Source organism: Parasaccharibacter sp. TMW2.1890 (genome assembly GCF_023337645.1).
GTDB classification, from domain to species: domain Bacteria; phylum Pseudomonadota; class Alphaproteobacteria; order Acetobacterales; family Acetobacteraceae; genus Bombella; species Bombella apis.
This window is the reverse complement of sequence record NZ_NWUV01000001.1, coordinates 547051-573886: the sequence shown is the minus strand read 5'-3', so window position 1 is coordinate 573886 and position 26836 is coordinate 547051. Positions and strand designations below refer to the sequence as shown.

The 26836-nt window shown below is 58.8% G+C and carries 25 protein-coding genes; 8 read left to right on the top strand and 17 right to left on the bottom strand.

From position 1 onward, the window contains the following. Positions 1 to 21: 21 nt before the first annotated feature. Together CPA54_RS02530 and CPA54_RS02525 are read left to right on the top strand one after the other, a co-directional pair. On the top strand, positions 22 to 660 hold the full coding sequence (locus CPA54_RS02530; protein WP_249085478.1) for a TerC family protein: 639 nt from the start codon (positions 22 to 24) through the stop codon (positions 658 to 660). After that, a complete protein-coding gene (locus CPA54_RS02525) occupies positions 632 to 2599 on the top strand; it encodes a lytic transglycosylase domain-containing protein (RefSeq protein WP_249085477.1) in 1968 nt (655 codons plus the stop codon). Before CPA54_RS02530 ends, CPA54_RS02525 begins: the two co-directional genes overlap by 29 nt. Before the next feature lie 73 nt (positions 2600 to 2672). Here CPA54_RS02525 and CPA54_RS02520 read toward each other — a convergent pair whose 3' ends face one another. The 12 genes from CPA54_RS02520 to CPA54_RS02465 all read right to left on the bottom strand — a co-directional run bounded on the left by CPA54_RS02520 (position 2673) and on the right by CPA54_RS02465 (position 15852). Beyond that, positions 2673 to 2951, bottom strand: a complete 279-nt coding sequence (locus CPA54_RS02520; protein ID WP_043560331.1) for a hypothetical protein — start codon at positions 2949 to 2951, stop codon at positions 2673 to 2675. A 163-nt stretch (positions 2952 to 3114) separates the two neighbouring features. Further along, a complete protein-coding gene (locus CPA54_RS02515; RefSeq protein WP_043560335.1) occupies positions 3115 to 3564 on the bottom strand; it encodes a type II toxin-antitoxin system RatA family toxin in 450 nt (149 codons plus the stop codon). Then, positions 3564 to 4544 carry a lipoyl synthase gene (lipA, locus tag CPA54_RS02510; protein ID WP_043560338.1) on the bottom strand — a complete coding sequence of 327 codons (981 nt, stop codon included), beginning with the start codon at positions 4542 to 4544 and terminating at the stop codon, positions 3564 to 3566. Before lipA ends, CPA54_RS02515 begins: the two co-directional genes overlap by 1 nt. A gap of 3 nt (positions 4545 to 4547) precedes the next feature. Beyond that, positions 4548 to 5954, bottom strand: coding sequence for a dihydrolipoyl dehydrogenase (gene lpdA, locus CPA54_RS02505; protein ID WP_081563099.1), 1407 nt, complete (start codon positions 5952 to 5954; stop codon positions 4548 to 4550). 2 nt (positions 5955 to 5956) lie between these two features. Further along, positions 5957 to 7204: a pyruvate dehydrogenase complex dihydrolipoamide acetyltransferase gene (locus CPA54_RS02500; protein ID WP_043560346.1), complete on the bottom strand. Its 1248-nt coding sequence runs from the start codon at positions 7202 to 7204 to the stop codon at positions 5957 to 5959. 5 nt (positions 7205 to 7209) lie between these two features. Then, positions 7210 to 8583: a pyruvate dehydrogenase complex E1 component subunit beta gene (locus CPA54_RS02495; protein WP_249085476.1), complete on the bottom strand. Its 1374-nt coding sequence runs from the start codon at positions 8581 to 8583 to the stop codon at positions 7210 to 7212. A 3-nt stretch (positions 8584 to 8586) separates the two neighbouring features. Next, positions 8587 to 9591 (bottom strand): pyruvate dehydrogenase (acetyl-transferring) E1 component subunit alpha, encoded by a 1005-nt coding sequence (gene pdhA, locus CPA54_RS02490; protein WP_043560353.1) that lies wholly within the window; start codon positions 9589 to 9591, stop codon positions 8587 to 8589. A 117-nt stretch (positions 9592 to 9708) separates the two neighbouring features. Next, complete coding sequence (gene trpC / locus CPA54_RS02485; protein ID WP_081563098.1) at positions 9709 to 10656, bottom strand: indole-3-glycerol phosphate synthase TrpC; 948 nt, start codon at positions 10654 to 10656, stop codon at positions 9709 to 9711. A 48-nt stretch (positions 10657 to 10704) separates the two neighbouring features. After that, on the bottom strand, positions 10705 to 11778 hold the full coding sequence (trpD, locus tag CPA54_RS02480) for an anthranilate phosphoribosyltransferase (RefSeq protein ID WP_249085475.1): 1074 nt from the start codon (positions 11776 to 11778) through the stop codon (positions 10705 to 10707). Beyond that, complete coding sequence (locus CPA54_RS02475; RefSeq protein ID WP_043560360.1) at positions 11778 to 12377, bottom strand: aminodeoxychorismate/anthranilate synthase component II; 600 nt, start codon at positions 12375 to 12377, stop codon at positions 11778 to 11780. The genes trpD and CPA54_RS02475 overlap by 1 nt, the downstream gene beginning before the upstream one ends. Continuing rightward, entirely contained in the window at positions 12374 to 13888 is a 1515-nt protein-coding gene (locus CPA54_RS02470; RefSeq protein ID WP_249085474.1) for a chorismate-binding protein, read from the bottom strand. Before CPA54_RS02470 ends, CPA54_RS02475 begins: the two co-directional genes overlap by 4 nt. Then, positions 13885 to 15852, bottom strand: coding sequence for a peptidylprolyl isomerase (locus CPA54_RS02465; RefSeq protein ID WP_283163712.1), 1968 nt, complete (start codon positions 15850 to 15852; stop codon positions 13885 to 13887). The genes CPA54_RS02470 and CPA54_RS02465 overlap by 4 nt, the downstream gene beginning before the upstream one ends. Before the next feature lie 158 nt (positions 15853 to 16010). On the opposite strand from CPA54_RS02465, the gene tpiA reads away from it, so the two are divergent. The 4 genes from tpiA (at position 16011) to kdsA (ending at position 19691) form a co-directional block, all read left to right on the top strand. After that, on the top strand, positions 16011 to 16805 hold the full coding sequence (tpiA, locus tag CPA54_RS02460) for a triose-phosphate isomerase (RefSeq protein WP_043560363.1): 795 nt from the start codon (positions 16011 to 16013) through the stop codon (positions 16803 to 16805). Positions 16806 to 16823: 18 nt separating this feature from the next. Then, positions 16824 to 17153, top strand: a complete 330-nt coding sequence (gene secG, locus CPA54_RS02455; RefSeq protein ID WP_043560365.1) for a preprotein translocase subunit SecG — start codon at positions 16824 to 16826, stop codon at positions 17151 to 17153. Between the two features lie 73 nt (positions 17154 to 17226). Continuing rightward, positions 17227 to 18870 (top strand): CTP synthase, encoded by a 1644-nt coding sequence (locus CPA54_RS02450; RefSeq protein ID WP_043560366.1) that lies wholly within the window; start codon positions 17227 to 17229, stop codon positions 18868 to 18870. Further along, a complete protein-coding gene (gene kdsA / locus CPA54_RS02445) occupies positions 18867 to 19691 on the top strand; it encodes a 3-deoxy-8-phosphooctulonate synthase (protein ID WP_249085472.1) in 825 nt (274 codons plus the stop codon). The genes CPA54_RS02450 and kdsA overlap by 4 nt, the downstream gene beginning before the upstream one ends. A gap of 20 nt (positions 19692 to 19711) precedes the next feature. Here kdsA and CPA54_RS02440 read toward each other — a convergent pair whose 3' ends face one another. Next, positions 19712 to 20194, bottom strand: a complete 483-nt coding sequence (locus tag CPA54_RS02440; RefSeq protein ID WP_086431032.1) for a DUF3429 domain-containing protein — start codon at positions 20192 to 20194, stop codon at positions 19712 to 19714. A gap of 113 nt (positions 20195 to 20307) precedes the next feature. Between CPA54_RS02440 and eno the strand changes: the two genes are divergently transcribed. Both eno and CPA54_RS02430 read left to right on the top strand, forming a co-directional pair. Beyond that, entirely contained in the window at positions 20308 to 21594 is a 1287-nt protein-coding gene (eno, locus tag CPA54_RS02435; RefSeq protein WP_043560384.1) for a phosphopyruvate hydratase, read from the top strand. Positions 21595 to 21793: 199 nt separating this feature from the next. After that, positions 21794 to 22117, top strand: coding sequence for a septum formation initiator family protein (locus tag CPA54_RS02430; protein ID WP_043560387.1), 324 nt, complete (start codon positions 21794 to 21796; stop codon positions 22115 to 22117). A gap of 145 nt (positions 22118 to 22262) precedes the next feature. On the opposite strand, the gene rpmG is transcribed toward CPA54_RS02430, so the two are convergent. The 4 genes from rpmG to uvrC all read right to left on the bottom strand — a co-directional run bounded on the left by rpmG (position 22263) and on the right by uvrC (position 26572). Then, positions 22263 to 22430, bottom strand: a complete 168-nt coding sequence (rpmG, locus tag CPA54_RS02425) for a 50S ribosomal protein L33 (RefSeq protein ID WP_043561310.1) — start codon at positions 22428 to 22430, stop codon at positions 22263 to 22265. 171 nt (positions 22431 to 22601) lie between these two features. After that, complete coding sequence (locus CPA54_RS02420) at positions 22602 to 23948, bottom strand: hypothetical protein (RefSeq protein WP_249085471.1); 1347 nt, start codon at positions 23946 to 23948, stop codon at positions 22602 to 22604. Positions 23949 to 24086: 138 nt separating this feature from the next. After that, positions 24087 to 24650 (bottom strand): CDP-diacylglycerol--glycerol-3-phosphate 3-phosphatidyltransferase, encoded by a 564-nt coding sequence (gene pgsA, locus CPA54_RS02415; RefSeq protein WP_081563091.1) that lies wholly within the window; start codon positions 24648 to 24650, stop codon positions 24087 to 24089. A 44-nt stretch (positions 24651 to 24694) separates the two neighbouring features. Next, positions 24695 to 26572 carry an excinuclease ABC subunit UvrC gene (gene uvrC / locus CPA54_RS02410; RefSeq protein WP_043560393.1) on the bottom strand — a complete coding sequence of 626 codons (1878 nt, stop codon included), beginning with the start codon at positions 26570 to 26572 and terminating at the stop codon, positions 24695 to 24697. Between the last annotated feature and the right edge of the window lie 264 nt (positions 26573 to 26836).

Below are 26836 nucleotides of genomic sequence, written 5' to 3'. Positions count from 1 at the left end.
TGCAAATACGATCGTGTGATCATGTCTCTTTTCCATTTCATCGTGATGGTCTGTCTGACCATCCTCCTGAATCTGGCCCTCAGCGGCTATAACGTGATCATCCTCAAGAAGATCATAGACAGCATCAGACCAACCGGAACCGATGAGAATTTCCAGTCCTCCGAGACACAGGCAGAAATACGGCGCTACAGGCGGCAGGCTTTGATCTTCGGCACGGCTCTGGCTGCATTTCTCAGGATCGGGCTGACCCTGATCCTCAGTGATCTCCTCATTTTTTCCTACACGAAACTTGTAGCCAGCGTTCTGCTGTTCTGGACAAGCTGGACACTGTACCGTGCCCTCACGTCCCCCGTCCCGGAAGAGACAAGCAGCCACTCAACCAGCCTGGCCGAGGCCATTCCCAAGATCATCATTGCGGACCTCGCCCTCGGATTGGACAATATTCTCGCCATCGCCTGTGTGTCCATCCATCACCACATCATCCTCATTGTCGGGCTCGTCATTTCCCTCGTGATCATCACGGCCGGCGTCATCCATACGCCCACCCTCCTGTTGCGGATGCGCTGGCTGGGCTGGGTTGGCGTCCTGATCATGCTCGGCCTCAGCCTGCACCTTCTTTACCAAGGCTATCATGATATCCGCTTTCCGAACGTCCATTAAACCGCCAGGCAGACCGGGGCGGACGATCCTCCGATGTGTTCTGGCCCTCGCCTGTTCTGCTCCGGCCGTGACAGCATGGGGCGACACTTCCAGATCACTGGAAGCAGAGCTCGGCCTTTCCCCTTCTGTTCCATCCGCATCGTCTCCATCCCGGCTGGATGAATGGAAAGCGCTGACAGCCCCGGGAGGCACGGCCTACCCAGCCCAGCGTTATGCGGCTTTTCTCCGCCAGCAACCCGCCTGGCCGTTGCAGAAACGCATCGAAAGCCGGTATGAACGGGCCATGCTGATGGAAACGTCGGCGCAGGCACGTCAGGCCCTGTGTCCTGCCTTCCCCATCATGCGCAGTGATCTTCTCGCCGCCTGTGCCTCCTTTCTGCCGGACCTCCCAACCCAGGCACGTCGGCTCTGGCGGGAAACAGACATGGGTCCGGCAGAACAGGGGCTTTTCCTTACCCGTTTTTCAGCCCATCTGACAGCCGATGATGAACTGAAACGCTACGAGCGGCTGGAACGCAACGGCCCGGTCACCCTTGCCAGGGAGCAGCTTCAACGAACACCTCCTGCTCTGCGTCCTGTCCTCACAGCACGGCTGGCCAACCGTTTTGCCACGGCTGACGCCGATGCTGCCTTCCAGAATACGGATGCCTCCAGCGATGCCATGCTGGTTTATTATCGACTGAAATATCTGCGCCTTCACGACCGGCTGGATGAAGCCATCCAGCTCTGGCAGCAACCGCTTCCCACAACGTCCGTCGGTGCCCTCTCCCCGCCGACGGTCACACAATGGCAGGACGAGCGTACAAATTTTGTCCGGGCCCTGTTACGCTCCGGCAGACATGATGCCGCACTGACGGGTTTTGCCCTGCTGGACACCATACCTGCCTCCAGCCAGACCGAAGACAGCCACATGATGGCCGGATATATCGCCCTCATGCTGCTGCATGACCCCAACCGGGCTGCACCACATTTCAAGGCTCTGGCAGCAGAAACAGACCTGAACCACCGGGCCGCAGGGCTCTACTGGCAGGCCCGAAGTCTGGAAAGCCAGCACCCGGACCAGGCCGGACCACTCTTCAGGAAAGCAGCAACCCTGCCGACCACCTTTTACGGCCAAATGGCTCTGGCACGATTGACGCACACAGCATTTCTCTCGGCCACCAACCGGGACATGCGTTTCCTCGCACTTCTGAAACAGCAACTGGCTGCTCTGCCCCCCATGCCACCAGCAGGAAAGTCGCCACGACCTGATCTGATGGCGGCAGCAACACGGCTGCAACAGGCTGGTGACAACCAGAATGCTACCCTGTTCCTGACCTATCTTCAGGGCAGGACACAGGATGACCGGGCGGGACAGCCAGCCATAGCACGCCTTTCAACCAGACTTGGCCTGCCCAAGCCCGCCATCCTCGTGGCCCGACAGCTGGCCCGGCAGGGTATCGCCTTCTATCCGGGAGGCTATCCGTCACCCCGTGTCATGGTTCCCACTTCCCTGCCCCAGAGCCTCATGCCAGCCCTGATCCGCCAGGAAAGCAGCATGGATGAATACGCTGTCAGCCCCCGCCATGCACTTGGCCTCACGCAGCTTCTCCTGCCAACAGCCATCCGGACAGCAAAACGCCATGCTCTACCGTATCAGCTGACATCCCCTGCCGACCTGCTGGCCCCCAACATCAACACGACGATCGGCAGCCTTTTCATGGAGGACCTTCAGGCCCAGTTCGGTCAGGTTTTGCCCTACGCACTGGCTGCCTACAATGCCGGGCCTGGCCGCTCCAGGCAGTGGCAGGACGAAATAGGCAGCCCCACGTCTCCAACACGTGAAGATGAAGACAGTCTGCTGCGCTGGATTCTCCTCATCCCCTATAAGGAAACACGAGTCTATATCGAGCACATCATCACGGACATGTCCCTTTACGCACTTCTCCTGCCCCATTGATCTTTTAGGGACGAATCATAAAAAAAGCGGTCCCAGACGGGACCGCTTTTCCACTGCCAGAAACAGGCCTGGATCAGTTGGCCGGAGCTGCTTCCGGAGCCGGAGCTGCAGGCTGGGCCGGAGCTGCTTCCGGAGCCGGAGCTGCAGGCTGGGACTTCTGCAGGGAAGATGCGTTCAGATCTTCAGTAGCCTGCGGAGCCTTGCCGTCTTCCTTCTTCTGGCCATGCTTCATGTTGCACTTCTTGCCATGATGATGGTGATGGCGAGCATGATGGGCATCAGCAGCAAAAGCCGGAGCAGCAGCAGCTGTCAGGCCGATCAGAGCGACAGCAGAGAGAGACAGTTTCTTCATAAAATCCTCCTCAATCGTCCTTCCATGTGACGACGGGGGCAGTGTAGGACGAATACTTCTGCAAAACAATCCACACAGCACTAAAAGAAATATTACATAAAAAACAGGTCTGTAAGTCCACCCCATCCAGACCGGGCAACAGATCTTTCGTCTGCTGGTCCTGTCAGCCTGCATTCCCTCCGGGAGGCCCATAGATTGCCCCGGCCCGGGTAATAAAAGCCTTGACCATCAAGCGGACCCCCTCATTGAAGACCATGCCGATGGCATTCCTCAGAAGGCGGGACCGGAACTCAAAATCCACAAAGAAATCGACACGGCAGCCCTGCCCCTCCGGTGTGAAGGTCCAGACATTCTTGAGATGTTTGAAAGGACCACGCTCATACCCCACGACGATACGATGGGGACGCTCCAGCCGCACACGGCTCGTATAGCTTTCCCTGAACGGCCCGAAGCCGATTGTCAGGTCGGCCAGCAGCTCGTCTTCCGTACGTGACCGAACGACCGATCGCACGCACCAGGGCAGAAACTCGGGATACTTGCCAACATCAGCTACCAGATCAAAAAGCTGCTCAGCAGAATAGGGAATCACTCTCTGTTCAGCGTGTGTCGGCATCAGCCCTGACCCTTTTTCAAACGACGTTCCCGGGCCTCACGCAGCTCGGCAAAGTCCCGGTCCGCATGATAGGAGGACCGGGTCAGCGGAGACGAGCTGACCTGAAGGAACCCCTTCGCCCGGGCCATGGCACCGTAATCAGCAAATTCATCAGGCGTGACGAAGGCTTTCACTGCCGCATGTTTGACAGTGGGTTGGAGATACTGACCCAGCGTCAGAAAATCGACATCGGCAATCCGGAAATCATCCATCACCTGCGCCACCTCCATCTTCTCTTCACCCAACCCCAGCATCATGCCGGACTTCGTGAAGATGGACGGATCAAGCTTCTTGGCCTCATCCAGAAGACGGACTGACTGATAATAACGGGCCCCCGGGCGTATCCCCGGATAGAGCCGGGGCACCGTCTCGATATTGTGGTTGAACACATCCGGCCGGGCCTCCACGACCACCTCCAGCGCACCCGGCTTCCGCAGGAAATCGGGTGTCAGGATTTCTATGGTCGTACCGGGCGACGCAGCCCTGATGGCGGCGATCACATCGGCAAAATGCTGCGCCCCGCCATCAGGCAGGTCATCACGGTCCACCGATGTGATGACCACATGCTTCAGCCCCAGCTTGGCCACAGCCTCCGCCACATGGGCAGGTTCATCAGGGTCCAGCCGGTTGGGAAGGCCCGTCGTGACATTGCAGAAGGCACAGGCCCTCGTGCATATCTCACCCATGATCATCATGGTCGCATGGCGCTGGGACCAGCACTCCCCGATATTCGGGCAGGCTGCTTCCTCGCAGACGGTCGCCAGGCCATGCGTGCGCATCAGCTCTCTTGTCTCATCATAGACGGGATTGCTCCCTGGAGCCTTCACCCTGATCCATGAAGGTTTCTTCTGGATGGGGTTGTCCGGCCGGTGAGCCTTCTCAGGATGCCGTATGGCCGCCATACGCTCCCGCTGATGATTGATGACGATACGCTGGACCATGAATCAGATGTGCAGAGCACCCTCATAAGCAGCAAGAACGGCTTCGTGCATCGTCTCCGAGATGGTCGGATGCGGGAAGACCGTTTCCATAAGCTCAGCATCGGTCAGCTCGCCCGTACGGGCAATGACATACCCCTGGATCATCTCCGTAACTTCGGAGCCGATCATATGGGCACCGAGCAGCTCGCCCGTCTCGGCGTCAAAGACCGTCTTGGTCATGCCTTCAGGCTCACCCATGGCCACGGCCTTGCCGTTGGCCAGGAAGGGGAACCGCCCGACACGGACCTTGTAGCCCTCTGCCTTGGCCTTCTCCTCGCTCAGCCCCACGGAAGCCACCTGCGGACGAGCATAGATGCAGCCCGGAATGTTGCGGGCATGGAGAGGCTCCGGAGAGCGTCCGCTGATCTTCTCGACGCAGATCACACCTTCATGGCTTGCCTTGTGGGCCAGCCACGGCGGAGCCGCCACGTCACCGATGGCATAGATGCCCGGCTCACCCGTGCGGCAGAACTCGTCCGTCTGGATGTGCGAACGGTCCACCTTGACCTTCGTCCCCTCGAGGCCGAGGTCTTCCACGTTACCGACGATGCCCACGGCGCAGATCACACGATCCACCGTCAGGTCAACCTTGCCTTTTGCCGTCTCGATCGTGGTGGAGACCTCATTGGCCCCCTTCTTCAGCGGACCAACCTTCGCACCCGTATGGATGGTCATGCCACGCTTCTCGAACGCCTTGTGCGCCTGTGCGCTGATCTCGGCATCCTCGGTCATGAGGATACGGTCAGCCACTTCAGCAATCGTGACCTCACAGCCAAGATCACGATAGAAAGAGGCAAACTCGATGCCAATGGCACCAGAACCGATGACCAGAAGCCGCTTGGGCAGCGTATCTGGCGTCATGGCCTCACGGGCACCCCAGACAAGCTTGCCGTCCGTCTCAAGCCCGGGAAGCTGACGCCCCCGTGCCCCGGTGGCCAGAATGACATGAGGCGCACGGATCTGGGCCGTTTCCTTGCCATCCTTCGTGATGGAGACCTTATGCGCCTCACCAGCACGACCGGCCAGCCTGCCACGGCCATCAAAGGTCGTGACCTTGGCTTTCTTCAGAAGATGGGCCACGCCCTTCCCCATCCGCTCCGCCACGCCACGGGACCGTTTCACGATGGCTGCGAGGTCAAAGGACGGCTGGTTGGCAGAAAGACCGTACTCCTGGAGATGGCCGAGCGTATGATACACCTCGGCGGAGCGCAGCAGGGCCTTGGTGGGGATGCAGCCCCAGTTGAGGCACACGCCACCCATGTGGGTGCTCTCCACCAGAGCCACATTCATGCCAAGCTGGCTGGCCCGCAGTGCGGCCACATAGCCCCCCGGGCCACCACCGATCACAACAAGATCAAAAAGGTCGGACATGATCAAAGCACCAGAGAATAAGGGTTCTGAATGAGGTCACGCAGCGTATTGAGCCACTGCGCACCAAGAGCACCATCCACGGCACGATGATCCACCGAGAGCGTGGCCGTCATGACGGTTGCCACGGCCAGCTCACCATCCCGCACCACGGGGCGTTTCTCACCCGAAGCAACCGCAAGGATGGCAGCCTGCGGCGGATTGATGATGGCGGCGAAGTCCTTCACGCCAAACATGCCCATGTTGGAAATGGAGAACGTTCCACCCTGATAGTCCTCAGGCGAGAGCTTGCCGTCACGGGCACGGGTCGCAAGACTGCGGGCCTCCTGACTGATCTCCCTGAGGCTCTTGCGGTCAGCCTGCCGGATGACCGGCGTCACCAGCCCATCCGGCACGGAGACGGCCATGGAAATGTCCACATCCTCGAAATGCAGCATCTCGGTCTCGGTGAACTGGACGTTCAGGCCCGGCAGCTTCTTCAGGGCAAGAGCCACAGCCTTGATCATCATGTCATTGACAGAGATCTTGCAGCCCTCGGCCTCCAGAGCCTTGTTCAGGCGGCTGCGCAGGGACAGCAGGGCATCCAGCTCGATATCGACAGAGACATAGAAATGCGGCACCTGTGTCTTGGATTCCGTCAGGCGGCGGGCAATCACCTTCCGCATCCCGGAATGCTTCACATGCTCCACATGACCAGCTGCCGGAGCGGCCGCAGACGACGCAGCCGGAGCAGGCTTCTGCCCCTTCGCCTTCTCCACGTCACGCCGCAGGATGCGGCCATTGGGGCCTGTCCCTGCCAGGCTGGCAATATCAACCCCATGCTCCTTGGCAATGCGACGGGCCAGAGGAGAAATGAAGATGCGCTCCCCTTTGCCTTTTTCAGGTGCAGCCGGCTTCTTGTCCGGGTCGAAAGAGGAAATCTCAATCGGGGCGGGAGCCTCGTCCTTTACCCCGGCCTTCTTTTCCGGTTCCGGCTTTGCCCCGGCAGCCGGAGCCTCCGGAACATCTTCCCCCTCATCCACCAGAATGGCGATCGGGGTTTTCACGGCCACATGCTCGGTCCCTTCCGGAATGAGGATCTTCCCAAGAATCCCCTCATCCGCCGCTTCCACTTCCATGGTCGCCTTGTCGGTCTCGATCTCGGCGATCACATCGCCGGACTGGACCATGTCACCCTCTTTTTTAAGCCAGCGGGCGACAGTACCTTCCGTCATGGTCGGAGACAGGGCCGGCATTAAAATATTGATTGCCATCGGTTTCAGTCTCCAAACTGCTTGCGCACAGCCTCAACAATCCATTCCGGCTTGGGCAGGGCCAGCTTCTCCAGATTTGCTGCATAAGGGAGAGGAATATCCAGCCCGCAGACACGGGCCGGAGGGGCATCCAGCCAGTCGAAGGCCTGCTCGACGGCAACCGTGCAGATTTCGGACCCGATGCCCGCAACCGGCCAACCTTCTTCCACCGACACGATGCGGCTCGTCTTCTTCACGCTCTTGATGATCGTTTCCGTATCGAGCGGACGCAGGGTCCGCAGGTTGATCACCTCGGCCTCGATGCCCTGCTCGGCCAGAAGCTCGGCAGCTTCCAGAGCCACGCCAACCATGATGGAGAAAGCGACCAGCGTCACGTCCTTGCCTTCACGCTCGATCTTGGCCTTGCCGATCGGCAGGATGAAATCCTCATCCACCGGGCATGGGAACTTCTTGCCGTACATGATCTCGTTTTCCAGAACCACGACCGGGTTCGGATCACGGATGGCCGCACGGAGCAGGCCCTTGGCATCTGCCGCAGACCACGGGGCCACGACCTTCAGGCCCGGAATGTGGGCATACCAGCTGCCAAAGCACTGAGAATGCTGCGCCCCGACACGGGCCGCTGCTCCGTTGGGACCACGGAACACGATCGGACAGGACATCTGACCACCGGACATGTAACGTGTCTTGGCGGCAGAGTTGATGATGTGATCCACAGCCTGAAGGGAGAAGTTCATCGTCATGAATTCGACGATCGGCTTCACACCGGACAGGGCGGCACCAACGGCCATGCCGGTGAAGCCATGCTCCGTGATGGGCATGTCCATGACACGCTTCGCACCGAATTCATCCAGAAGGCCCTGACTGACCTTGTAGGCACCCTGATACTGGGCCACTTCCTCACCGAGCAGGAACACGTCCTCATCACGACGCATCTCGGCAGCCATGGCATCACGCAGAGCCTCACGCACGGTGATCTCGGCCGTCTCCCCCCATTCAGGCTCGACCAGATCGGTCGTGGAGGTGCTGGCCGGAGCCTGTGGTGCGGGCATCTGGGCAGGAACGTTCTTTTCCACCTTGGAAGCAGAGCCAGCCTTGGGACCGAGGTCCAGCCCGTCCGCTGCAGAAGCGTCCTCACCCTCCTCCAGCAGGACGGCGATGGGCGTGTTCACCGCCACGTGGTCCGTTCCCTCGGTGACGAGGATACGCCCCAGAACGCCTTCCTCGACGGCTTCCATTTCCATGGTGGCCTTGTCGGTCTCGATCTCGGCGATCACTTCGCCGGGCTTGACCACATCACCTTCTTTCTTGACCCAGCGGGCCAGTGTTCCCTCCTCCATCGTCGGGGAGAGAGCAGGCATGAGAATAGGAGAGGCCATGAGTTATTCCCCCACCAGAACGTCGGTCCAGAGCTCGGATGCATCCGGCTCAGGGCTGGTTTCTGCAAATTCGGCAGCATCCTTCACAGTGGCCTTCACATCCTGTTCCACTGCCTTGAAGAAGGCTTCATCAATCCCGTGCTTGATCATTTCTGCTTTCAGCGTTTCGATCGGGTCACGTGTCCGGCGCATCTCGTCCACCTCGGACCGCTGGCGGTACTTCGCCGGGTCTGACATGGAATGGCCACGATAGCGGTAAGTTTCCATCTCCAGCAGGAACGGCCCCTTGCCGGAGCGGCAATGCTCCATGGCTTCCCTGGCGGCCTGATAAACGGCGGCCACATCCATGCCATCCACCTTACGGGATGGAATTCCCCACGGAGCGGCATTCTTCGAGAGGTCCTTGGAGGCGGAGGAGCGCTCAATGGAAGTCCCCATGCCGTAACGGTTGTTCTCGATCACATAAAGGCAGGGAAGCTTGTGCAGGGCGGCGAGATTGAAGCTCTCATAAACCTGCCCCTGATTGGACGCACCCTCACCGAAATACACGATGGAAACGGCACCATCCTTCTTGTAAGCACTCGTCAGGGCAAGGCCGGTCCCGATGGCCACCTGCGCTCCGACAATACCATGCCCTCCGTAGAACTCCTGTTCCTTTGAAAACATGTGCATGGAGCCACCCTTGCCGTGGGAATACCCCCCTGAACGGCCTGTGAGCTCCGCCATGACGCCACGGGCCGTCATGCCAGCCACCAGCATCTGCCCGTGATCACGATAGGAGGTGATGGAACGGTCGCCCTTCTTCATGGCGAGACCGATACCAGCCACAACAGCTTCCTGACCGATATAAAGATGGCAGAAGCCACCGATCAGCCCCATGCCGTACAGCTGGCCGGCCTTTTCCTCGAAGCGACGCACAAGGAGCATTTCCCTGTAGGCACGCTCCATTTCCTCCCGTGATAGCGCCGGGCCATTCTGCCGGTTCGGCGCGTCCGTCATAGAACCCATGACACTCTCCCGCGGTTGACGATTTCAGATAGGGCGGACTTGTAACAACAGTCCCTTCCAAAAGCTAGCTATCCGAGACCCCCTCCAACCATTTTTTATACCGGACCGGTACTCTTTTCAGAAACCGAGCAGCCTGCGGGCTGCAAGCCCCGGATCTTCCTCACGCAACAATGATTCTCCGACCAGAACGGCACTGCACCCTGCCTCGCCAACCTTGGCCAGATCATCCGGCGTGGCAATGCCACTCTCGGACACGACAAGACGATCCGGCGGAACCTGCGGAGCAAGGTCCAGCGTCGTCTGAATGTCCGTCTTCAATGTCTTGAGGTTCCTGTTGTTGATGCCGATCAGGAAACTGTCATAAGCAAGCGCCCGATTCAGCTCTTCTTCGTTGTGCACCTCAAGCAGCACATCCATGTCCAGACCACGGGCCAGAGCGATCAGCTCAACAGCCTCATCTTCCTTCAGGGCGGCCATGATAAGCAGGATGCAGTCCGCCCCGATGAGGCGGCTCTCATGAACCTGCCATGGCTCAAGGATGAAATCCTTCCGCAAGATCGGAAGGCTGCATGCAGCACGGACGGCCTGAAGGTCTTCCGCACTCCCGTGGAAACAGGACCCTTCCGTCAAAACGGAAATACAGCTTGCCCCAGCATTCTGATAGGATCGGGCGATCTGCGCCGGATCATACTCAGGCCGCAGGATTCCTGCCGATGGAGATGCTTTTTTCACCTCTGCGATGAGTCCCACACGCCTGTCAGCCGTAATATGCTGAAGGGCCTGACCAAACCCACGGGTCGGCATGGAGACTTCCTTTGCCTTGGCAGCAATCTCCTTCAGCGGCATCACCTGCATCCGCTGCTCGACATCAAGGCGGGTCCGGGCACAGATGCGCTCCAGCACATCACCGCCGCTCTCCCCGCTACCTGATGTGGCAGGCTGGGAGACTTCCGACGCTACCGCCTCCTGTGCATCACCATTTGAAGGGACATCAGAAGCCGGAACCTGTCCACCATCCTCTGCAGGGGCAAAAGCAGCCATCGACCGCTGTGGCAAAAAAATCATGATCGTCCTGAATCTTTACCTTGGAACATTACCGAACGGTTCTAGCGTTCAGTCCTGAGCACTTACACCCGTTTGAGCCCGGATTAAAGCCTTCCGGGCCAGCCCTTCATCAAGGGAGCGGGCTGCCTCGGCCACGTTGCGCCTCAGAGCGGGAACAGAGAGACGGCCACTCTCAAGCAGATTCCCCCGCCCGGCAACATGCAGGCCAACAGCTGCATTCAACAGCACCGTATCCCGATAACAGCCTGTTTCTCCTGCAAAAAGAGCCCTCATGCGCTGGGCATTGCAGATGGGGTCTCCCCCCTTCAGGGCGGCAATGCCGTAATGCGGCAGGCCGGCCATTTCCGGTGTCAGGTCAAAAGAAATGATCTCCCCATTCTCCCACACATCATTGTGTGTTGGGCCGGCGAGAGTCAGTTCATCAATCCCGCCTTCATCCGTATGACCATGCACAACCCAAGCGGAAACAGCCCCCAGCTCACCCAGCACCCGGGCCACTGGCCGGCACCAGACTTCATCAAACACGCCCACCAGCTGCCGCCGGACCCGCGCCGGATTGCAGAGCGGCCCCAGAAGGTTGAAGAGTGTCCTGAAACCAAGCTGTTTGCGAACAGGTGCAGCCACACGCATGGCCGGGTGATGGAACGGCGCTGCCAGAAAAGCGAGATTTTCCTGCCTCAGACGTTTTTCCTGCCGGGCATGGTCCGCATCGGCAGGAATCCCCAGAGCTTCCAGAACATCCGTTGCCCCGGCCCGGGAAGACAGGGCCCGCCCCCCGTGCTTGGCCACGGGCACGCCCAGCCCAGCCAGAACAAAGGCCGTGGCTGTGGAGACATTCAATGTTCCCAGGCCATCGCCCCCTGTGCCGCAGACATCCACCGTGTCATCCGGCACCTTCTGCAATGCCTGCATACTCTGCCGCACGGCCTGCACGGCACCTGAAAGCTCCTCAACGGTCTCTCCCCGCATCTGAAGGGCTGTCAGGAAAGCGGCAAGTTCAATATCCGAAACGGCTCCCTGCATGATGAGCCTGAAAGCCTGCTCCGCCTCAGAAACATCCAGCTCCTTTCTGGCGGCGACTTTCCTGAGAAAAGACGCAAATGGCTTCTCCTGCCCGCCCATCAGCCAGTTGCACCCTCTTTCTGCGGAAGAACATTGGCCAGTCGCAAAAAGTTGGCCAGAAGGTCACGCCCGGAATTGGAGGCAATGCTTTCAGGGTGGAACTGCACACCATGGATCGGATGCTCCCGGTGACGGACCCCCATGATGACACCATCCTCCGTCCTTGCATTGACGATGAGCGAATCCGGTATGCTGTCCGGGTCCAGCGTCAGGCTGTGATAGCGCACCATATCCACCGGGTCGGGCAGTCCGGCAAAAACCCCGCTGCCATCGTGATGGATGGCATTGATCTTGCCATGCATCGGCACGGCAGACCGGACGACCTTCGCCCCGAAGACCTGCCCAATGGACTGGTGGCCCAGACAGACACCCAGCACGGGGACCTTCCCCGCTGCTTTTTCAATCAGCTCACAGCAGATACCCGCTTCATCGGGAGAACAGGGGCCGGGAGACAGCACAATGGCAGAAGGATTCATCTCCAGCGCCCGGTCTGCGGTCAGCGCATCATTCCGTTTCACCGCACATTCCACACCCAGTGCTCCGAAATGATGCACCAGATTGAAAGTGAAACTGTCATAGTTATCAATCAGCAGGATCATCTGACTCTCTCCTCACATCCAGAGGTCATATCTGCTTTCTCAGATGATGTGCGGGATGAGGAATTACACCCCCCTTCCCCAGAAAACGCCTGCTGCCCATTATGAACAGCCTGACCAATGGCCGCCTCCGCAGCAGTGAAGAGCGCCCGGGCCTTGGCTCTCGTCTCCTGATATTCCGACTCAGGGTCAGATTCCGCCACGACACCGCAACCGGCCTGCACATGCATCTGGCCATCCTTCAGCAGGGCCATGCGCAGACCGATGCAGGTATCCATGTCACCATCCGCTCCGAAATAGCCGACACACCCGGCATAAGGGCCACGCCGGGTGGGCTCCAGCTCGTCAATGATTTCCATGGTGCGTATCTTCGGCGCCCCGGTCAGCGTTCCCGCCGGGAAAGCAGCCGAGAGAGCATCCAGCGCCCCGCACCCCGGCTTCACCCGGCCCGTCACGGTCGATGAAATATGCATGACATGGCTGTAGCGCTCCACCACGAAACGGTCGGGCACCTCCACGGTCCCGAGCTGGGACACACGCCCCACGTCGTTCCTGCCCAGGTCGATCAACATGAGATGCTCGGCAAGCTCCTTGCCATCAGCGAGCAGCTCTTTCTCCAGTGCCAGATCATGGGCCCGATCCCGCCCGCGGGGCCGGGTTCCGGCCAGAGGACGGACCGTTACGATACCATCCCGCATCCGCACCAGAATCTCCGGGGACGACCCTACGAGGGTGAATTCACCCAGCTCCATCAAAAACAGGAACGGTGCCGGATTGATGCGCCGCAAACTGCGATACAGGGCCAGTGACGACAGGGGAAACGCTGTCGTGAAACGCTGGCTCGGAACAATCTGGAAGGCGTCACCCGCTGCAATATAATCCTGCGCCGTCCTCACCTTCTGGAGGAAAGCCTCATGCGTGATGTTGGAAACAGGCTCCGCCAGCCGGGTTCCCTCTGGCAGGGTCTCTGCCGGGTCAGCAACGGGCTGCCGCAGAGCGGCCACAGCCTTCTCCAGCAGCGCCTCCCCTTCTGCCCTGACCATGCCATCACGCAACGGGGTGGCCAGAATCAGCTCGTCCCGCACCGTATCGAACACAGCAAACAGCCGGGGACGGATCATCACCCCTTCTGGCAGGTCCAGGTCATTCGGCGGCGGGTTGGGAAGGTCTTCCATCTGCCGGACCATGTCATAGCCCAGCACGCCAAAGACACCGCCAATCATCGGGGGCAATCCCTCCGGCAGGTCCATACGGCTCTCATCAAGCAGAGCCTTCAGCGACACCAATGGAGCCGCCTCTTCCGGCCTCCCATCACGAAATGCCTGACCATCCTTGCAGCGCCAGATCGTATCCGGCAGCAGGGCTATGATGGAATACCGCCCTCTGGCAGCGCCTCCCTCCACACTCTCGAAAAAGAGGCGGTACGGATCATCCACCAGACGGGAAAGACGGAGAAAAACCGAGAGCGGTGTCAGCAGATCGGCTGCTTCTACCCTATGTAATATCCTGCTCACTGCTGGCCCAACCTTCCTGAAATCATGCTCAGCACCCTCTCATTCACATCACTGAACAGAGCTGCATTGAAATGACGGGGAGGAGCCTCCCGGGTATAGGACATGCCCAGCGTCTCCTGAAGATCATTGCGGTAAGCCCCGGCTATCAGGCTTGCCTGACGCTGCCGGATGGCCTGCATCATGGTCGGTGATTCCGCATACTGCCCTGTCACATTGACAAGCCAGTAGCCATCTCCCTCCTGGAGCATGGCTGTCTGTCCCTGTTTCTGCTCAAGCGCCGCCCTGAGAATGAGGGCGGGCACATCGTTCCGCAGCTGGAGGCGAGAAAAATGCTCATCCTTCTGGAGCATGGCTTCCTCTTTCTGTCCTGCCAGAGCCTGACGCAGCCCCTCTTTTTTCGCCTGCTGATACAGGGCGGTGCCCCTCTGCTCAGTGGCGTGTTTCCGGGCATCCGCCAGCCAGGCATCCTTGACGGCCTGCTGCACGACCTCGTACGGCTCCTGCCTGCCCGGCGTGACACCATCCACCAGCACGGCAAAAGCACTGCCATCCGGTCCGGTCACGACATGCGGCGGCTCATCTTTCTTCTGACTGAAGACCTGCTCTATCAGAGCCTGACGCAGGGCGGCATCACCCGGCAAAGGAGCAGGCTCCCCGCCCGGCAGATTGCCATGGGAATCCAGACTGCCTTCCAGAGGGAAAGCACCAATGTCGGCCGGAACCTTGTCCAGCGTGACAGACCCGGCCACGGCCTCCTCAAAGGCTCTCTGACGGTCCTTCAGCATGGCCGTCGCCCGTTCATTGGCCAGATCCTCACGGAGACTGTCCTTCAGGCTTTCAAAACTGGCATGTCTCGCAGGCTTGACGGACAGCACATGTACCACGCTCCAGCCAGCGGCCGTATGAACAGGCGCAGAAACATGACCCTCCGGCGTGGCAAACGCTGCCTTGCCCAAGGCCTCATCAGGCAGATCGGTCAGACGGGCGTCATTCAACGTGGCAGGAATGGCTTTGGGGTGCTGCTTCTGCAAAGCCGCCCAAGACTGCCCTCCCCGCCATGCTGCCGCCAGATTCTTTGCCGTAGCCTCATCCGTCACGGCCAGCACCTCAATGGAGCGCAGTTCCGGACTGTTATGCCGGGCCGCCTCGGCGGGGTCCTGCATCTTCATCCTGTATGCCGCCTGAAGGTCCTCATCAGAAATCTGGATCGTCTTTGCGACACTGCCTACCGTCATGATCACGATCCGGGCATGACGGTACTCCGGCTGCCGGAACTGCCAGAGATGGTTCTGATAATAACGCTTCAGCTGCCCATCAGTCGGTTGGGCAGACACCTCTCCCAGAGAGAACGGCAGACGCACCATATCCACCACGGTGCCATGACCGATATAGTTCATCAGCCAATCCAGCTCCTGCGCCGGGGGCTGCACGGTTTTACCGAATGCAAGCAGAGTGGCACTACCATAAAGCATGCGCCGTACTTCCTGCGTCAGATCCTGATGACTCATATTGTTACGCCCGAGCACCGCCTCCATCTTCTGCGGGTCAAAGCGGCCACTGGGATCCTGGAAATCCGGCATGGCAAAAACAACCCCACGAATCGTTTCATCCCCAGGATTGAGGCCATTCCGCCTGCCAGCCAGTTCTCCCTCATGCACCAGAATGAGACTGCGCAGGGCCGTATGGCCGATCTCCTGCCGTCCCTGCGGGGTCTTCAGGAATTCAGCCGAACCACCCGTCTGCTGAAGGACAGAGGCAACCTGATTCTGGATGGCTTTCTGAAACTCGGCAGGGGTGATCTTGTGTGCTCCGACCTGCACCACGGTATCACCGCCCAGACCGGCCATGCCGCCGCCCAGCCCAAAAAAGGTGCCTCCCAGTACAACAAAAGACACGAAAACCATTAAGGCGATCACCCGGCCGAGCCAGGAGTCAACCAGGAAATGACGCAGGGCAGTAATCATCGAAGACGCATATCACTTTACTGATGGCAGAATAGCATTAGCCGGGAAAACCCGCTAAGCTGCCCCAGCATAGAGATGCCGACACAGATTGACCAGCACGGCGTGTCCCTTCTCTGCTCATGCGCAGTGGATGCATCGTGCCGACCGGGGAGAGCAGAATGACCACCGTACCCAAATTCGTCATTGGGAACTGGAAAATGCAGGCTCGCCACGAGCACGGCCTACAGCTCGCACGGGACATTGCCCATGGCATGAAAGAAGCCCCGCCGCCAGCCCACCTTCACACCATCATCTGTCCGCCTTTCACGCAGCTCGATGGTGTCCATCAGGCCCTGAAGGAAGTCTGCCTGCCCCACGAGCAGCTGGCCCTGGGGGCACAGGACTGTTACCCGGCCTCCTCCGGGCCCTTCACGGGGGATATTTCCGCCCCGATGATCCGGGACATGGGAGCACGCTATGTCATCCTGGGGCATTCCGAACGGCGCCAGAACCATGGGGAGACGGACGCAGTCATCCGTCAGAAGGTCAAGGCCGCCACGGCAGCCGGATTAACGCCAATCGTCTGCATTGGCGAACATCTGGCCGAACGGAACGAAGGTCGGGCCGCCAGCGTACTTTCCACACAGATTGAGGGCTCCCTGACACGGGGCTTCCGTGGAATCGTGGCCTATGAGCCTGTCTGGGCCATCGGCAGTGGTATCACACCCTCCCGGGAAGAGCTCCAGAGAAAGCTCCAGCTGATCCGTGCCCTGCTGCCAATGAGACTCATGACGGATGACATTCGTGTTCCGGTCCTGTATGGCGGGTCTGTAACTTCCGTGCAGGCTCCCTCCATCATGTCCATAGAGGCAGTGGATGGGGTGCTTGTCGGCAGTGCCAGCCTCGAGGCACGAAGCTTCCTGGACATCATTGGCGCTGCGGCTGAAGCAACAACGCCTCAGCCTTCCCCATAACCTGTTGGACCTGACTGCATGACCACATTACTGCTTATCCTCACTGTTCTGGTTGCCCTGGCCCTCATCGGCATTATCCTGATCCAGCGTAGCGAAGGCGGTGGTCTCGGCGTTGGCAGCAGTCAGGGACTTGGCTCCTTCATGTCCGGCCGGGGGACAGCCACCCTGCTGACCCGCGGTACGGCCGTTCTGGCTGCCATTTTCATGATTCTCTGCCTGTGTCTGGCCGTGCTGAACCGTGGGGCCTCCAGCGGTGGCAACACGCGGGACATTCTGGCCCATCCTCCTGCCAGCCAACCAGCAGCTCCAGCGGCTCCGACAGCGCCGTCCCAGCCACAGCATCCCTGAGGCCATTTTTGGGGGAAGCTGAGCACATAATCTGCTTCCCCTTCCCCCCCTCTTCACTATATAAGGGCCTCCCATGACGCGCTTTGTTTTTGTGACGGGTGGGGTTGTATCCTCCCTCGGTAAAGGTATCGCTTCGGCGGCTCTGGCTGCCCTCCTCCAGGCTCGTGGGCACAAGGTCCGCATCAGGAAACTGGACCCTTATCTGAATGTTGATCCGGGCACGATGAGCCCGTATCAGCATGGTGAGGTGTTCATCACTGATGACGGTGCCGAGACCGACCTCGATCTCGGTCATTACGAGCGTTTTACGGGTGTTCATGCCCGTCGCTCCGACAACACCACGACGGGCCGCATTTACTCCGATGTCATCGCCCGGGAACGCCGGGGCGATTACCTCGGGGCTACGGTCCAGGTCATTCCGCACATCACGGATGCCATCAAGGAAGCCGTGGTTACCGATACGGATGGCTACGATTTTGTCCTGGTTGAAATCGGCGGCACGGTTGGCGACATTGAGAGTCTTCCTTTCCTGGAAGCCATCCGCCAGCTCCGCAATGATCTGGGGCATGAGAACACCATGTGTGTTCACCTGACCCTCCTGCCTTACATTCCCTCCGCTGGTGAGCTGAAAACCAAGCCGACCCAGCATTCCGTCAAGGAACTCCAGAATGTCGGCCTCCAGCCGCAGATTCTTCTCTGCCGCTCCGACCGTCCCATTCCGCAGACAGAGCGGCAGAAAATTGCCAGCTTCTGCAATGTCCGTCCCGAAGCCGTAATTGCAGCGCTGGATGTCGATACAATCTACGCCTGCCCTATCGCCTATCACGAGCAGGGCATGGATCGTGAAGTTCTGCGTTATTTCGGCCTGCCGTTCGAAACAGCGCCAGACCTCTCCCGCTGGGAGAAAATCGTCCGTGGCGTTCGGGAGCCGAAAGGCGAAGTCCGCATCGGCATCGTCGGCAAATATACGGCCCTGCTGGACAGCTACAAGTCCCTTGCCGAGGCCCTTCTGCATGGTGGCATCTCGCAGGATGTCCGTGTCCATATGAACTGGATTGATGCAGAAGAGCTGGAAGACCCCTCCAGTCTTGAAGAGCAGCTGCGTGGCATGGATGGCATCCTCGTGCCGGGCGGCTTTGGCGAACGTGGGTCTGAAGGCAAGATCAACGCTGTCCGTTATGCCCGTGAAAACCGGATTCCGTTCCTTGGAATCTGCTTCGGGATGCAGATGGCCGTTATTGAATGTGCCCGCTCCCTCGCAGGCCTGAAGAAGGCCTCCTCCACGGAGTTCGGCCCGACAGATGAGCCACTGGTCGGCCTGATGACCGAATGGGCCCGTGGCACGGAACTGCTGCGCCGCCGTGAAGGAGGCGACCTTGGCGGAACCATGCGTGTCGGTGCCTATCCGGCCAAACTGGTTGAAGGCTCCCGTGTTGCAGAGGTCTACGGCCGGACGGACATCCGTGAGCGCCACCGCCATCGCTGGGAAGTCAACGTCCATTACCGTGACGTGCTGGAAAAAACGTCCCTGCGCTTCTCTGGCATGTCTCCCGATGGCGTTCTGCCCGAGGTGGTGGAATATCCAGACCATCCCTGGTTTATCGGTGTGCAGTACCATCCAGAGCTGCTTTCCAAGCCGTTCGACCCGCACCCGCTTTTCGTAGGGTTTGTCGGCGCTGCAAAAAAAGAACATCTGTCACGGGAACAGGATGTATGAGCGTCCCTCTGGGCAAATTTGTCATTGGTCAGGATCAGCCCTTCCGGCTGATCGCTGGCCCGTGCCAGATCGAATCCCGTGATCACGCCTTCTTCATGGCCGAAGCCCTGCATGGGCTCTGTCAGGAGCTGGATATCAAGCTGATTTACAAAAGCAGTTTCGACAAGGCCAACCGCAGTTCCGTCCATGCTGCCCGTGGTGTCGGTATGGAGGAAGGGTTGAAAATCCTCTCCGACATCCGGTCCCGCTTCAATATTCCTGTGCTGACGGATGTTCACGCACCGGAACAGTGTGCTCCTGCAGCTGAAGCTGTGGATGTTCTACAGATTCCGGCTTTTCTCTGCCGTCAGACAGACCTTCTTCTGGCCGCTGGACGGACAGGACGGGCCATCAATGTCAAAAAAGGGCAGTTCCTCGCTCCGCAGGACATGCAGAACATTGTCGACAAGCTGAAATCTACCGGCAATGAGCGTATCCTGCTCTGCGAACGTGGCACCTGCTTCGGCTACAATACACTCATCAACGACATGCGGGCCCTCCCCATCATGGCGCGCACCGGCTATCCCGTCGTCTTCGATGCCACCCACTCCGTGCAGCAACCGGGCGGATTGGGTACAGCCACCGGAGGGCAGCGTGAATTCGTTGCTCCGTTGGCCCGGGCCGCCCTAGCGACAGGTGTCAGCGCCCTGTTTATCGAGACCCATCAGGAACCGGATACGGCCCCCAGTGATGGCCCGACCATGATCCCCCTTGCTGAAATGCGGTCATTGCTGACCCCACTCAAAAAGATTGACGAACTCGTAAAAGCTGAGGGCCTCTGATCAGAGGCCCTTCCTCCCTCTCAAAACTGGCCTTGCGGTGAGAGAAGGGCAAACAGGAAGCCAATCACGCACAGACCGGTGCTGATGGCCCGGACCATGATATATCCCTGCGGCAGGTCACCATGCCGGTTGGCGATTCGTTCCAGAGCAAAAATTCCTGCAAAGCCGATTGCCTCCAGCCCGAAGCCTGTGCGCAGATTTCCCAGCAGGCCTACGCAGAGGGCAAGCCACCCCCAGAGAAACGCAAACGTCCCTGAAAGAAGCGCCCGCCTGTCCCGCAGGCTCTCTCCCTTTGGCGGAATGATCGTGGGTTTGCTGGCCAGCAACCCCCACTGTACAGCCCCATAAAAAGGCAGGAGGCATCCCCCATAGGCCAGAAGGATCTGGCTGAGATGTGGCAGGGATGTCAGCACACCCGCCAGAAACAGCCAGCCCCCCACCAGAAAGGGAAAAACGCCGCCAAGCGCAACAAGCATGGCAGCCGTGACAGGAAATTGTCGCATCTTAATTGACCTCGGGCGCGGATTTTGAGACTGAAATAGAGCGAAAGCGGATCCGGTCTGCGAGCTGATAATAGGCCGTTCGGGGTCCGCCGCATAGAGTCAGGAGAAGTCCCTTGAGCGCTATTGTTGATATTATTGCCCGCGAAATTCTGGACAGCCGTGGTAACCCGACTGTTGAGGTAGATGTTGAACTGGCCTCCGGTGTGACCGGCCGTGCCGCTGTTCCTTCCGGTGCCTCCACCGGTGCCCACGAAGCTGTAGAACTGCGTGATGGCGACAAAAAACGCTTCCACGGCAAGGGTGTCCTGAAGGCCGTCAACGCCGTGAACACGGAGATCGCCGACAAGCTGCGTGGCATGGAATCTGAAGACCAGATCGCCATCGACCAGGCCATGATCGACCTTGATGGTACACCGAACAAAGGCCGCCTTGGCGCCAATGCCATTCTCGGTGTGTCCCTCGCCGTGGCCCGTGCTACAGCTGAAGAGCTGGACCTGCCGCTGTATCGCTATGTTGGCGGCACATTCGCCCATGTTCTGCCGGTCCCGATGATGAACATCATCAACGGTGGTGAGCATGCGGACAACGCCATCGACTTCCAGGAATTCATGATCCAGCCGGTCGGGGCTTCTTCCGTTGCTGAAGCCATCCGCATGGGCTCCGAAATCTTCGCCTGTCTGAAGAAAGAGCTGCACAAGAACGGCCTGAACACCAACGTTGGTGATGAAGGTGGTTTTGCTCCGAACCTGAAGTCCACAGAGGAAGGCCTGAAGTACATCGAGAAGGCCGTTGCCGATGCCGGCTACAAGTTCGGTACGGACATCACCATCGCTCTCGACTGTGCCTCCACCGAGTTCTACAAGAACGGCCGTTACGAGATGAAGGGCGAAGGCAAGAGCTTCTCCTCCAGCGAGATGGTCTCCTACCTTGAGGAACTGACCAAGAAGTTCCCGATCGTCTCCATCGAGGATGGTCTGGCTGAAGATGACTGGGAAGGCTGGAAAGAGCTGACAGAGCGTCTGGGTGACCGCATCCAGCTGGTCGGTGACGATCTCTTCGTGACCAACCCGGCCCGCCTGAAGGAAGGCATCGAGAAGGGTGTTGCCAACTCCCTGCTCGTGAAGGTGAACCAGATCGGCTCCCTGACAGAGACACTGCACGCTGTGGAAATGGCCCAGCGCGCTGGCTACACCACTGTCATGAGCCACCGTTCTGGTGAGACAGAGGACAGCACCATTGCCGACCTCGCCGTCGCCGTGAACACGGGGCAGATCAAGACCGGGTCCCTCTCCCGCTCCGATCGCATGGCCAAGTACAACCAGCTGATCCGCATTGAGCAGCAGCTGGGCAAGAGCGCCAAGTATGCTGGTCACAGCATCCTGAAAAAAGCCCGCAAGTAATTACGGGAGCAGTTTAGCCGGTTCTCCCGGCTGAACTTGCGGAAAAGGCCTCCACCTGGAAACGGGTGGGGGCTTTTTTTATACCTCCCCTTCAGATTTCTCTCTGGCATGGCCGGCAGATACCTTGCCTCTCCCACCAACCGCTTATAAGGTGATAACCGTTTCAACCTGATCAACATGAAGACCGAGGAGCCATTGCATGATCGCTCTGCTACGGCGTGGACTGGGTGCTGTATTCGCTCCGCTCCTCTTTCTGCTTCTGACAGCCTATTTCATCTGGAATGCCCTGCATGGGACTCTTGGTATTGAGGCCTATCAACGACAGAAGAAACTTCAGGCAGAGGCACAGTCCGCCCTGCTGGATGCCCATAAGGAGCAGGACATCTGGCGTCGGCGCGTCATGGCGCTGAATGAAAGAGCCCTGGACCCGGACATGCTGGATGAACGGAGCCGAGTGATGCTCAACAGCAGCCGCAAGGGCGATCTGGTCATTCCCTACGGTGAGAAAAACTCTCTTTATTGACAGACAGAATGACCGGGCTCTGCCCCCGCTCACCTCACGTTTCCCTGTAAACCATCAGGTCGTTTCTCCCCTCTTGGGGGCAATGACACATAAAAAAAAGCGGCCCCAAAAGGCCGCCTTTCTTTTTCGTCAAATGGAATGACGATTACTTGATCTTCGCTTCACGGAAGACAACGTGCTTGCGCACGACCGGGTCGTACTTGCGTACTTCCATCTTCCCCGTTGCCGTACGGGCATTCTTCTTCGTGACATAGAAATAACCCGTATCTGCAGAAGAAACGAGACGGATCATGATTACGTTTGTCTTGGCCATACTACCCTCGGACTGCTGCCGCATGATGGGACGCTGCTTCATCAGTGTCGGAGCAGCACATCCCCTATACCTGAGCGGGACAATGATACCTTGAGCCTTTCAGGTCAAGCCCTTTCCAGCCCACGATACCCTCATTGAGACAGATTATGCTCTTTTTCTCACAAGGTGGTCTCATTTGTCCCAGTCAAACTGATAAACCCTTTCACTCTTATGAGAACGATGGGACCTCGCAGGAGCCTCAAAGCCCAGAGCATCCACGTAATCATCATCACGTTTTCTGCTCGAATGATGACGCTCCTTCTGGGCATGTGCTTCCACATGCCGTCCGGCGACCGTGTGATGCTCCCTCTCGATAACCACCACCTCATGCTGACGGGCCTGCGTATGCTTATGCCTATGCGTCCGATGCGGCTCCACCACCGGCTGTGCTGCATCCACCACTGCAGCCTCATGCCTGTGATGTGCTCCAGCCTTGCCCTTGGACCTGTGCTGTCTGCCCATCTCTTCATCAGCTCCAGACTGTTGTGGAAGAGGAGCTGCTACGACACCAGTCTCAGGCTGCGGACGGGGTGCTTCCGTAACGGCTGGTACCTGACGTACAGGACGCTGCGGTTCGGAAGGAACCTCGACCCTGGGCTGCGGACGGGCCGCTTCCGTAACGGCTGGCGCCTGACGTACAGGACGCTGCGGTTCGGAAGGAACCTCGACCCTGGGCTGCGGACGGGGCGCTTCCGTAACGACTGGCGCCTGACGTACAGGACGCTGCGGTTCGGGAAGAACCTCGACCCTGGGCTGCGGACGGGGCGCTTCCGTAATCGTCGGCTCCCTGTAGGCTGGCTGCCGGGACACGGCACCCCCGCCAGCCCTGCGCTCCAGATGGGAAAGCGGTTCTGCCGGCGGTGCCTTCTGGAGCTCGGCCTGAGCCTCCTGCCGCGATTCCTCAGAAGAATGAACATGCCCGAATGTTCTGGCATGTGCGTACAGGGACGCCTTGCCCGCACTGACAACCTTCACGCTGCCATCAGGAGCGATGAGCGTATCCGTTCCATCACCATTGGGAATGGTAACCACACCCCGCCCTGCGGGCTCCATGTAAGGCCGCGCATTATCCTTGACATGGGATGGAATGGGTTTGCCTATGGGCATCACGCCCTTACCGGACCCATAACGCTGCCCGACATCTTCCCCGACACTCATGCCCTGGCCATCATTGAGCTGCTGCCGGAGATCCGCATCAAGCTGTGGTCGTGCCTTCTGCCATTTCTCAACAAAATTCCTGTCAGACCGGCTGACATCCTGAAGGCTGGGCACAGGCTCCGGCTGACCCGGCCAGACATCCCCCTCCTCGGGAAGAACAGGCATTGTGCTCAGCTTCACTCCCCGGACACGCTGCGCCGTCTCGCTCCGGGCATCTGGCATGTTCGGATTGCCAAAAGGATTGATCGTACTGCCCAGATGCCTGTCCAGACCCGTGCAGCTGACCGAAAAACTGGTACACCCCACCGCAAAGAAGGACATGACAGCGCCTACCCTCTTTAGCTTTCCTTCCCTGCTTTTCATTCCCTACCCTTTACAATCATCGCAACCTGTCCCCAGGAAGGCTCAGCCCACCTTCTGCCACCATCATCTCGAGCTGCCAGATACCTCACACCAAGTCTATCTCCGCATCTGCGCCACGGTCGCCTTGAGGTAGTCTGTCCCCGTCAGAAGCGTCGGAATGACAGACAGCCAGAGCAGCGCAGCGCCAATTACGCCAAAGCACCATGTCACGTCATGAAAGGAGGTAGAAGCCCCCTCCCCCAGAATCAGGAAACCGATGGCCACCATCTGTGTGCCTGTCTTCCATTTGGCCAGACGGGTGGACGGAATCGTCTCATTGCGGGAGGCCATATACTCCCGCAGCCCGCTGATCATGATTTCCCGAAGCATGATGAGAATGGCTGCATACAACGAGCAGAACCGCAGCCCTCCCATCCCTGCAAGTGCCAGGAGAAGCCCCCCGACAAGGAGCTTGTCTGCGATCGGATCCATCATCCTGCCAAGGTCTGATGTCAGGCCTTGCCGACGGGCCAGAGCCCCATCGAGATAGTCAGTCACACAGGCGCCAACATACAGCAGAAACGCCATATCAGCCCACAGGCCACCACCTGCCAGACACCCGATCAGCACCGGGATGACAAGGATACGGAACAGAGTGAGAAGGTTGGGAAGATTGATCACCTGATATCCCTAATATGGAAGGCCACCCCCAACACGGTGCTCAGTCAGGGTTTTTTGAGGACGTCACTCTGTTCTCTTACCCATTCTGGATGGAAATATCCATAAATGACCTGTGCCATTTCGCGATTAATTCCCGGTACATGCTCCAGCTCTTCCAGAGCCGCCTGCCCGACATGGCGTGCAGAGCCGAAACGGGTCAGCAGAGCCTTCTTGCGAGCTGGGCCAACACCGGGAATCTCGTCGAGGCCGGAACGGGTCAACGCTCTGGAACGTCCTGCCCTGTGTGTCGTGATGACAAAACGGTGGACCTCATCCCGCAACCGCTGAAGATAGTAGAGGACAGCATCATTGACGGGCAGCTGGAACGGTTCCTTCCCCTCCACAAAGAACCATTCCCTCCCTGCATTGCGGTCCACCCCCTTGGCAATACCCACTACAGGAATGGAGGACAGGCCCCTCTCCGCCAGAATCTCCCGGACGACTCGTACCTGCCCTTTGCCGCCGTCAATCAGCAGCAGGTCCGGCCAGTTTTCACTCCCTGAATCATCCGGTGTCAGCTGGGCAAAGCGACGGGTCATGACCTCCTTCATCATGCCAAAATCATCACCCGGAGCGACAGGACCACGGATGGCAAATTTCCTGTAAGCCCGCTTCACGAAACCTTCCGGGCCGCCCACAATCATGGCGCCATAGGGAGCCTGTCCCATCAGATGGGAATTGTCATAAACTTCAATACGTTTCGGTGGCTCGGGCAGGTCGAAAAGCTCGGCCACCTTTTCCAGCAGAACGGCCTGCCCGGCCGTTTCTGCAAGCCGACGCTCCAGAGCTTCACGAGCATTGAGAATGGCGTGGTCCAACACCGCCTTCTTTTCACCCCGCTGCGGCTGGAGAATCTGCACCTTCTGCCCCCGTTGCAGGCTCAGCGCTTCAGTCAACAGAGGCTGTTCAGCAGGCTCAGAACTTGTCAGCACCTGTAAAGGAGGCTGCTTGTCCTCGTAGAACTGGAGGAGAAACGCCGCAAGAACATCAGCCGCAGGCTCATCTGCCTCATGCCGGGGATAGAAAGCCCTGTTGCCATTGTTGCGACCACCACGGATGAAAAAGACTTGGATGCAGCTCTGCCCCGCCTGCTGCCAGAGTGCAACGACATCCGCCTCCTGGATGCTGGCCGGATTGATGGCTCCTGAGGCCCGTAGATTGGCAAACCCCCGGATACGGTCACGGATGAGAGCAGCCCGTTCGAAAGCCAGCTCCTCGGAAGCCTGTTCCATTTCCAGGGTCAGGCGCTGTTGCAGCTCCCGGCCGCCTCCACTCAGGAATTCCTTCGTCTGTTCCACCAGCCCCTGATACTCCAGCGGGCTGATGCGCTCCACGCAGGGAGCAGAGCAACGCTTGATCTGGTGCAGCAGGCAGGGGCGGGTCCGGGATTCGAAAACGCTGTCCGTACAGGTCCGCAGCATGAAGGCCCGCTGAATGACCTGAATTGTCTGGTCCACTGCTCTGGATGACGCAAAAGGCCCCCAATAGGTTGCCCCTTTGACGGGCTTCCCCCGTTGGCGCATCAGGCGGGGATAGGCGTGATCCCCGCTCAGCAGAAGCCACGGATAACTCTTGTCATCCCGCAGAAGGATGTTGAAGCGGGGCTTCATCCGCTTGATGTAGTTGGCCTCCAGCAGCAGGGCCTCGGCCTCGGTGCGTGTCACGACAATTTCCATGCTGGCCGTCAGGGAGACCATGAGCTTCAACCGGTCCGGCAGACGGGCGACATGCGTGTAAGACGTGACCCGCTTTTTCAGGTTCAGCGCCTTGCCGACATACAGCACCTCCCCCTTCACACCGATCATGCGATACACGCCGGGACTTTCAGGAATCGTCTTCAGGGCTTTCCGAATCGCAGGGGCGCCGTGGGGTCTTTCAGGCATATGTCCTAGTTTTCCGCCAGTTTTTCATGATCATGCTGCGCCTTTCATACTCATCCACCATTCCTGTGGACAAAGCTGTGAATACTCCAAGGGTAAAAGCACACAGCATAGGGTTTCTCTTCTTTTTTCATAGATTGCCCATTTTTTAGGCAAAGAATATAACCATCTGAAAAATAAGGAATTATAAAAGATTTTATCCCTGCATCCTCCCCTTTCCTGCCCCCTGATGGCGGTGTGGGCTGTCAATCCCGTTTCTGAAAAAAT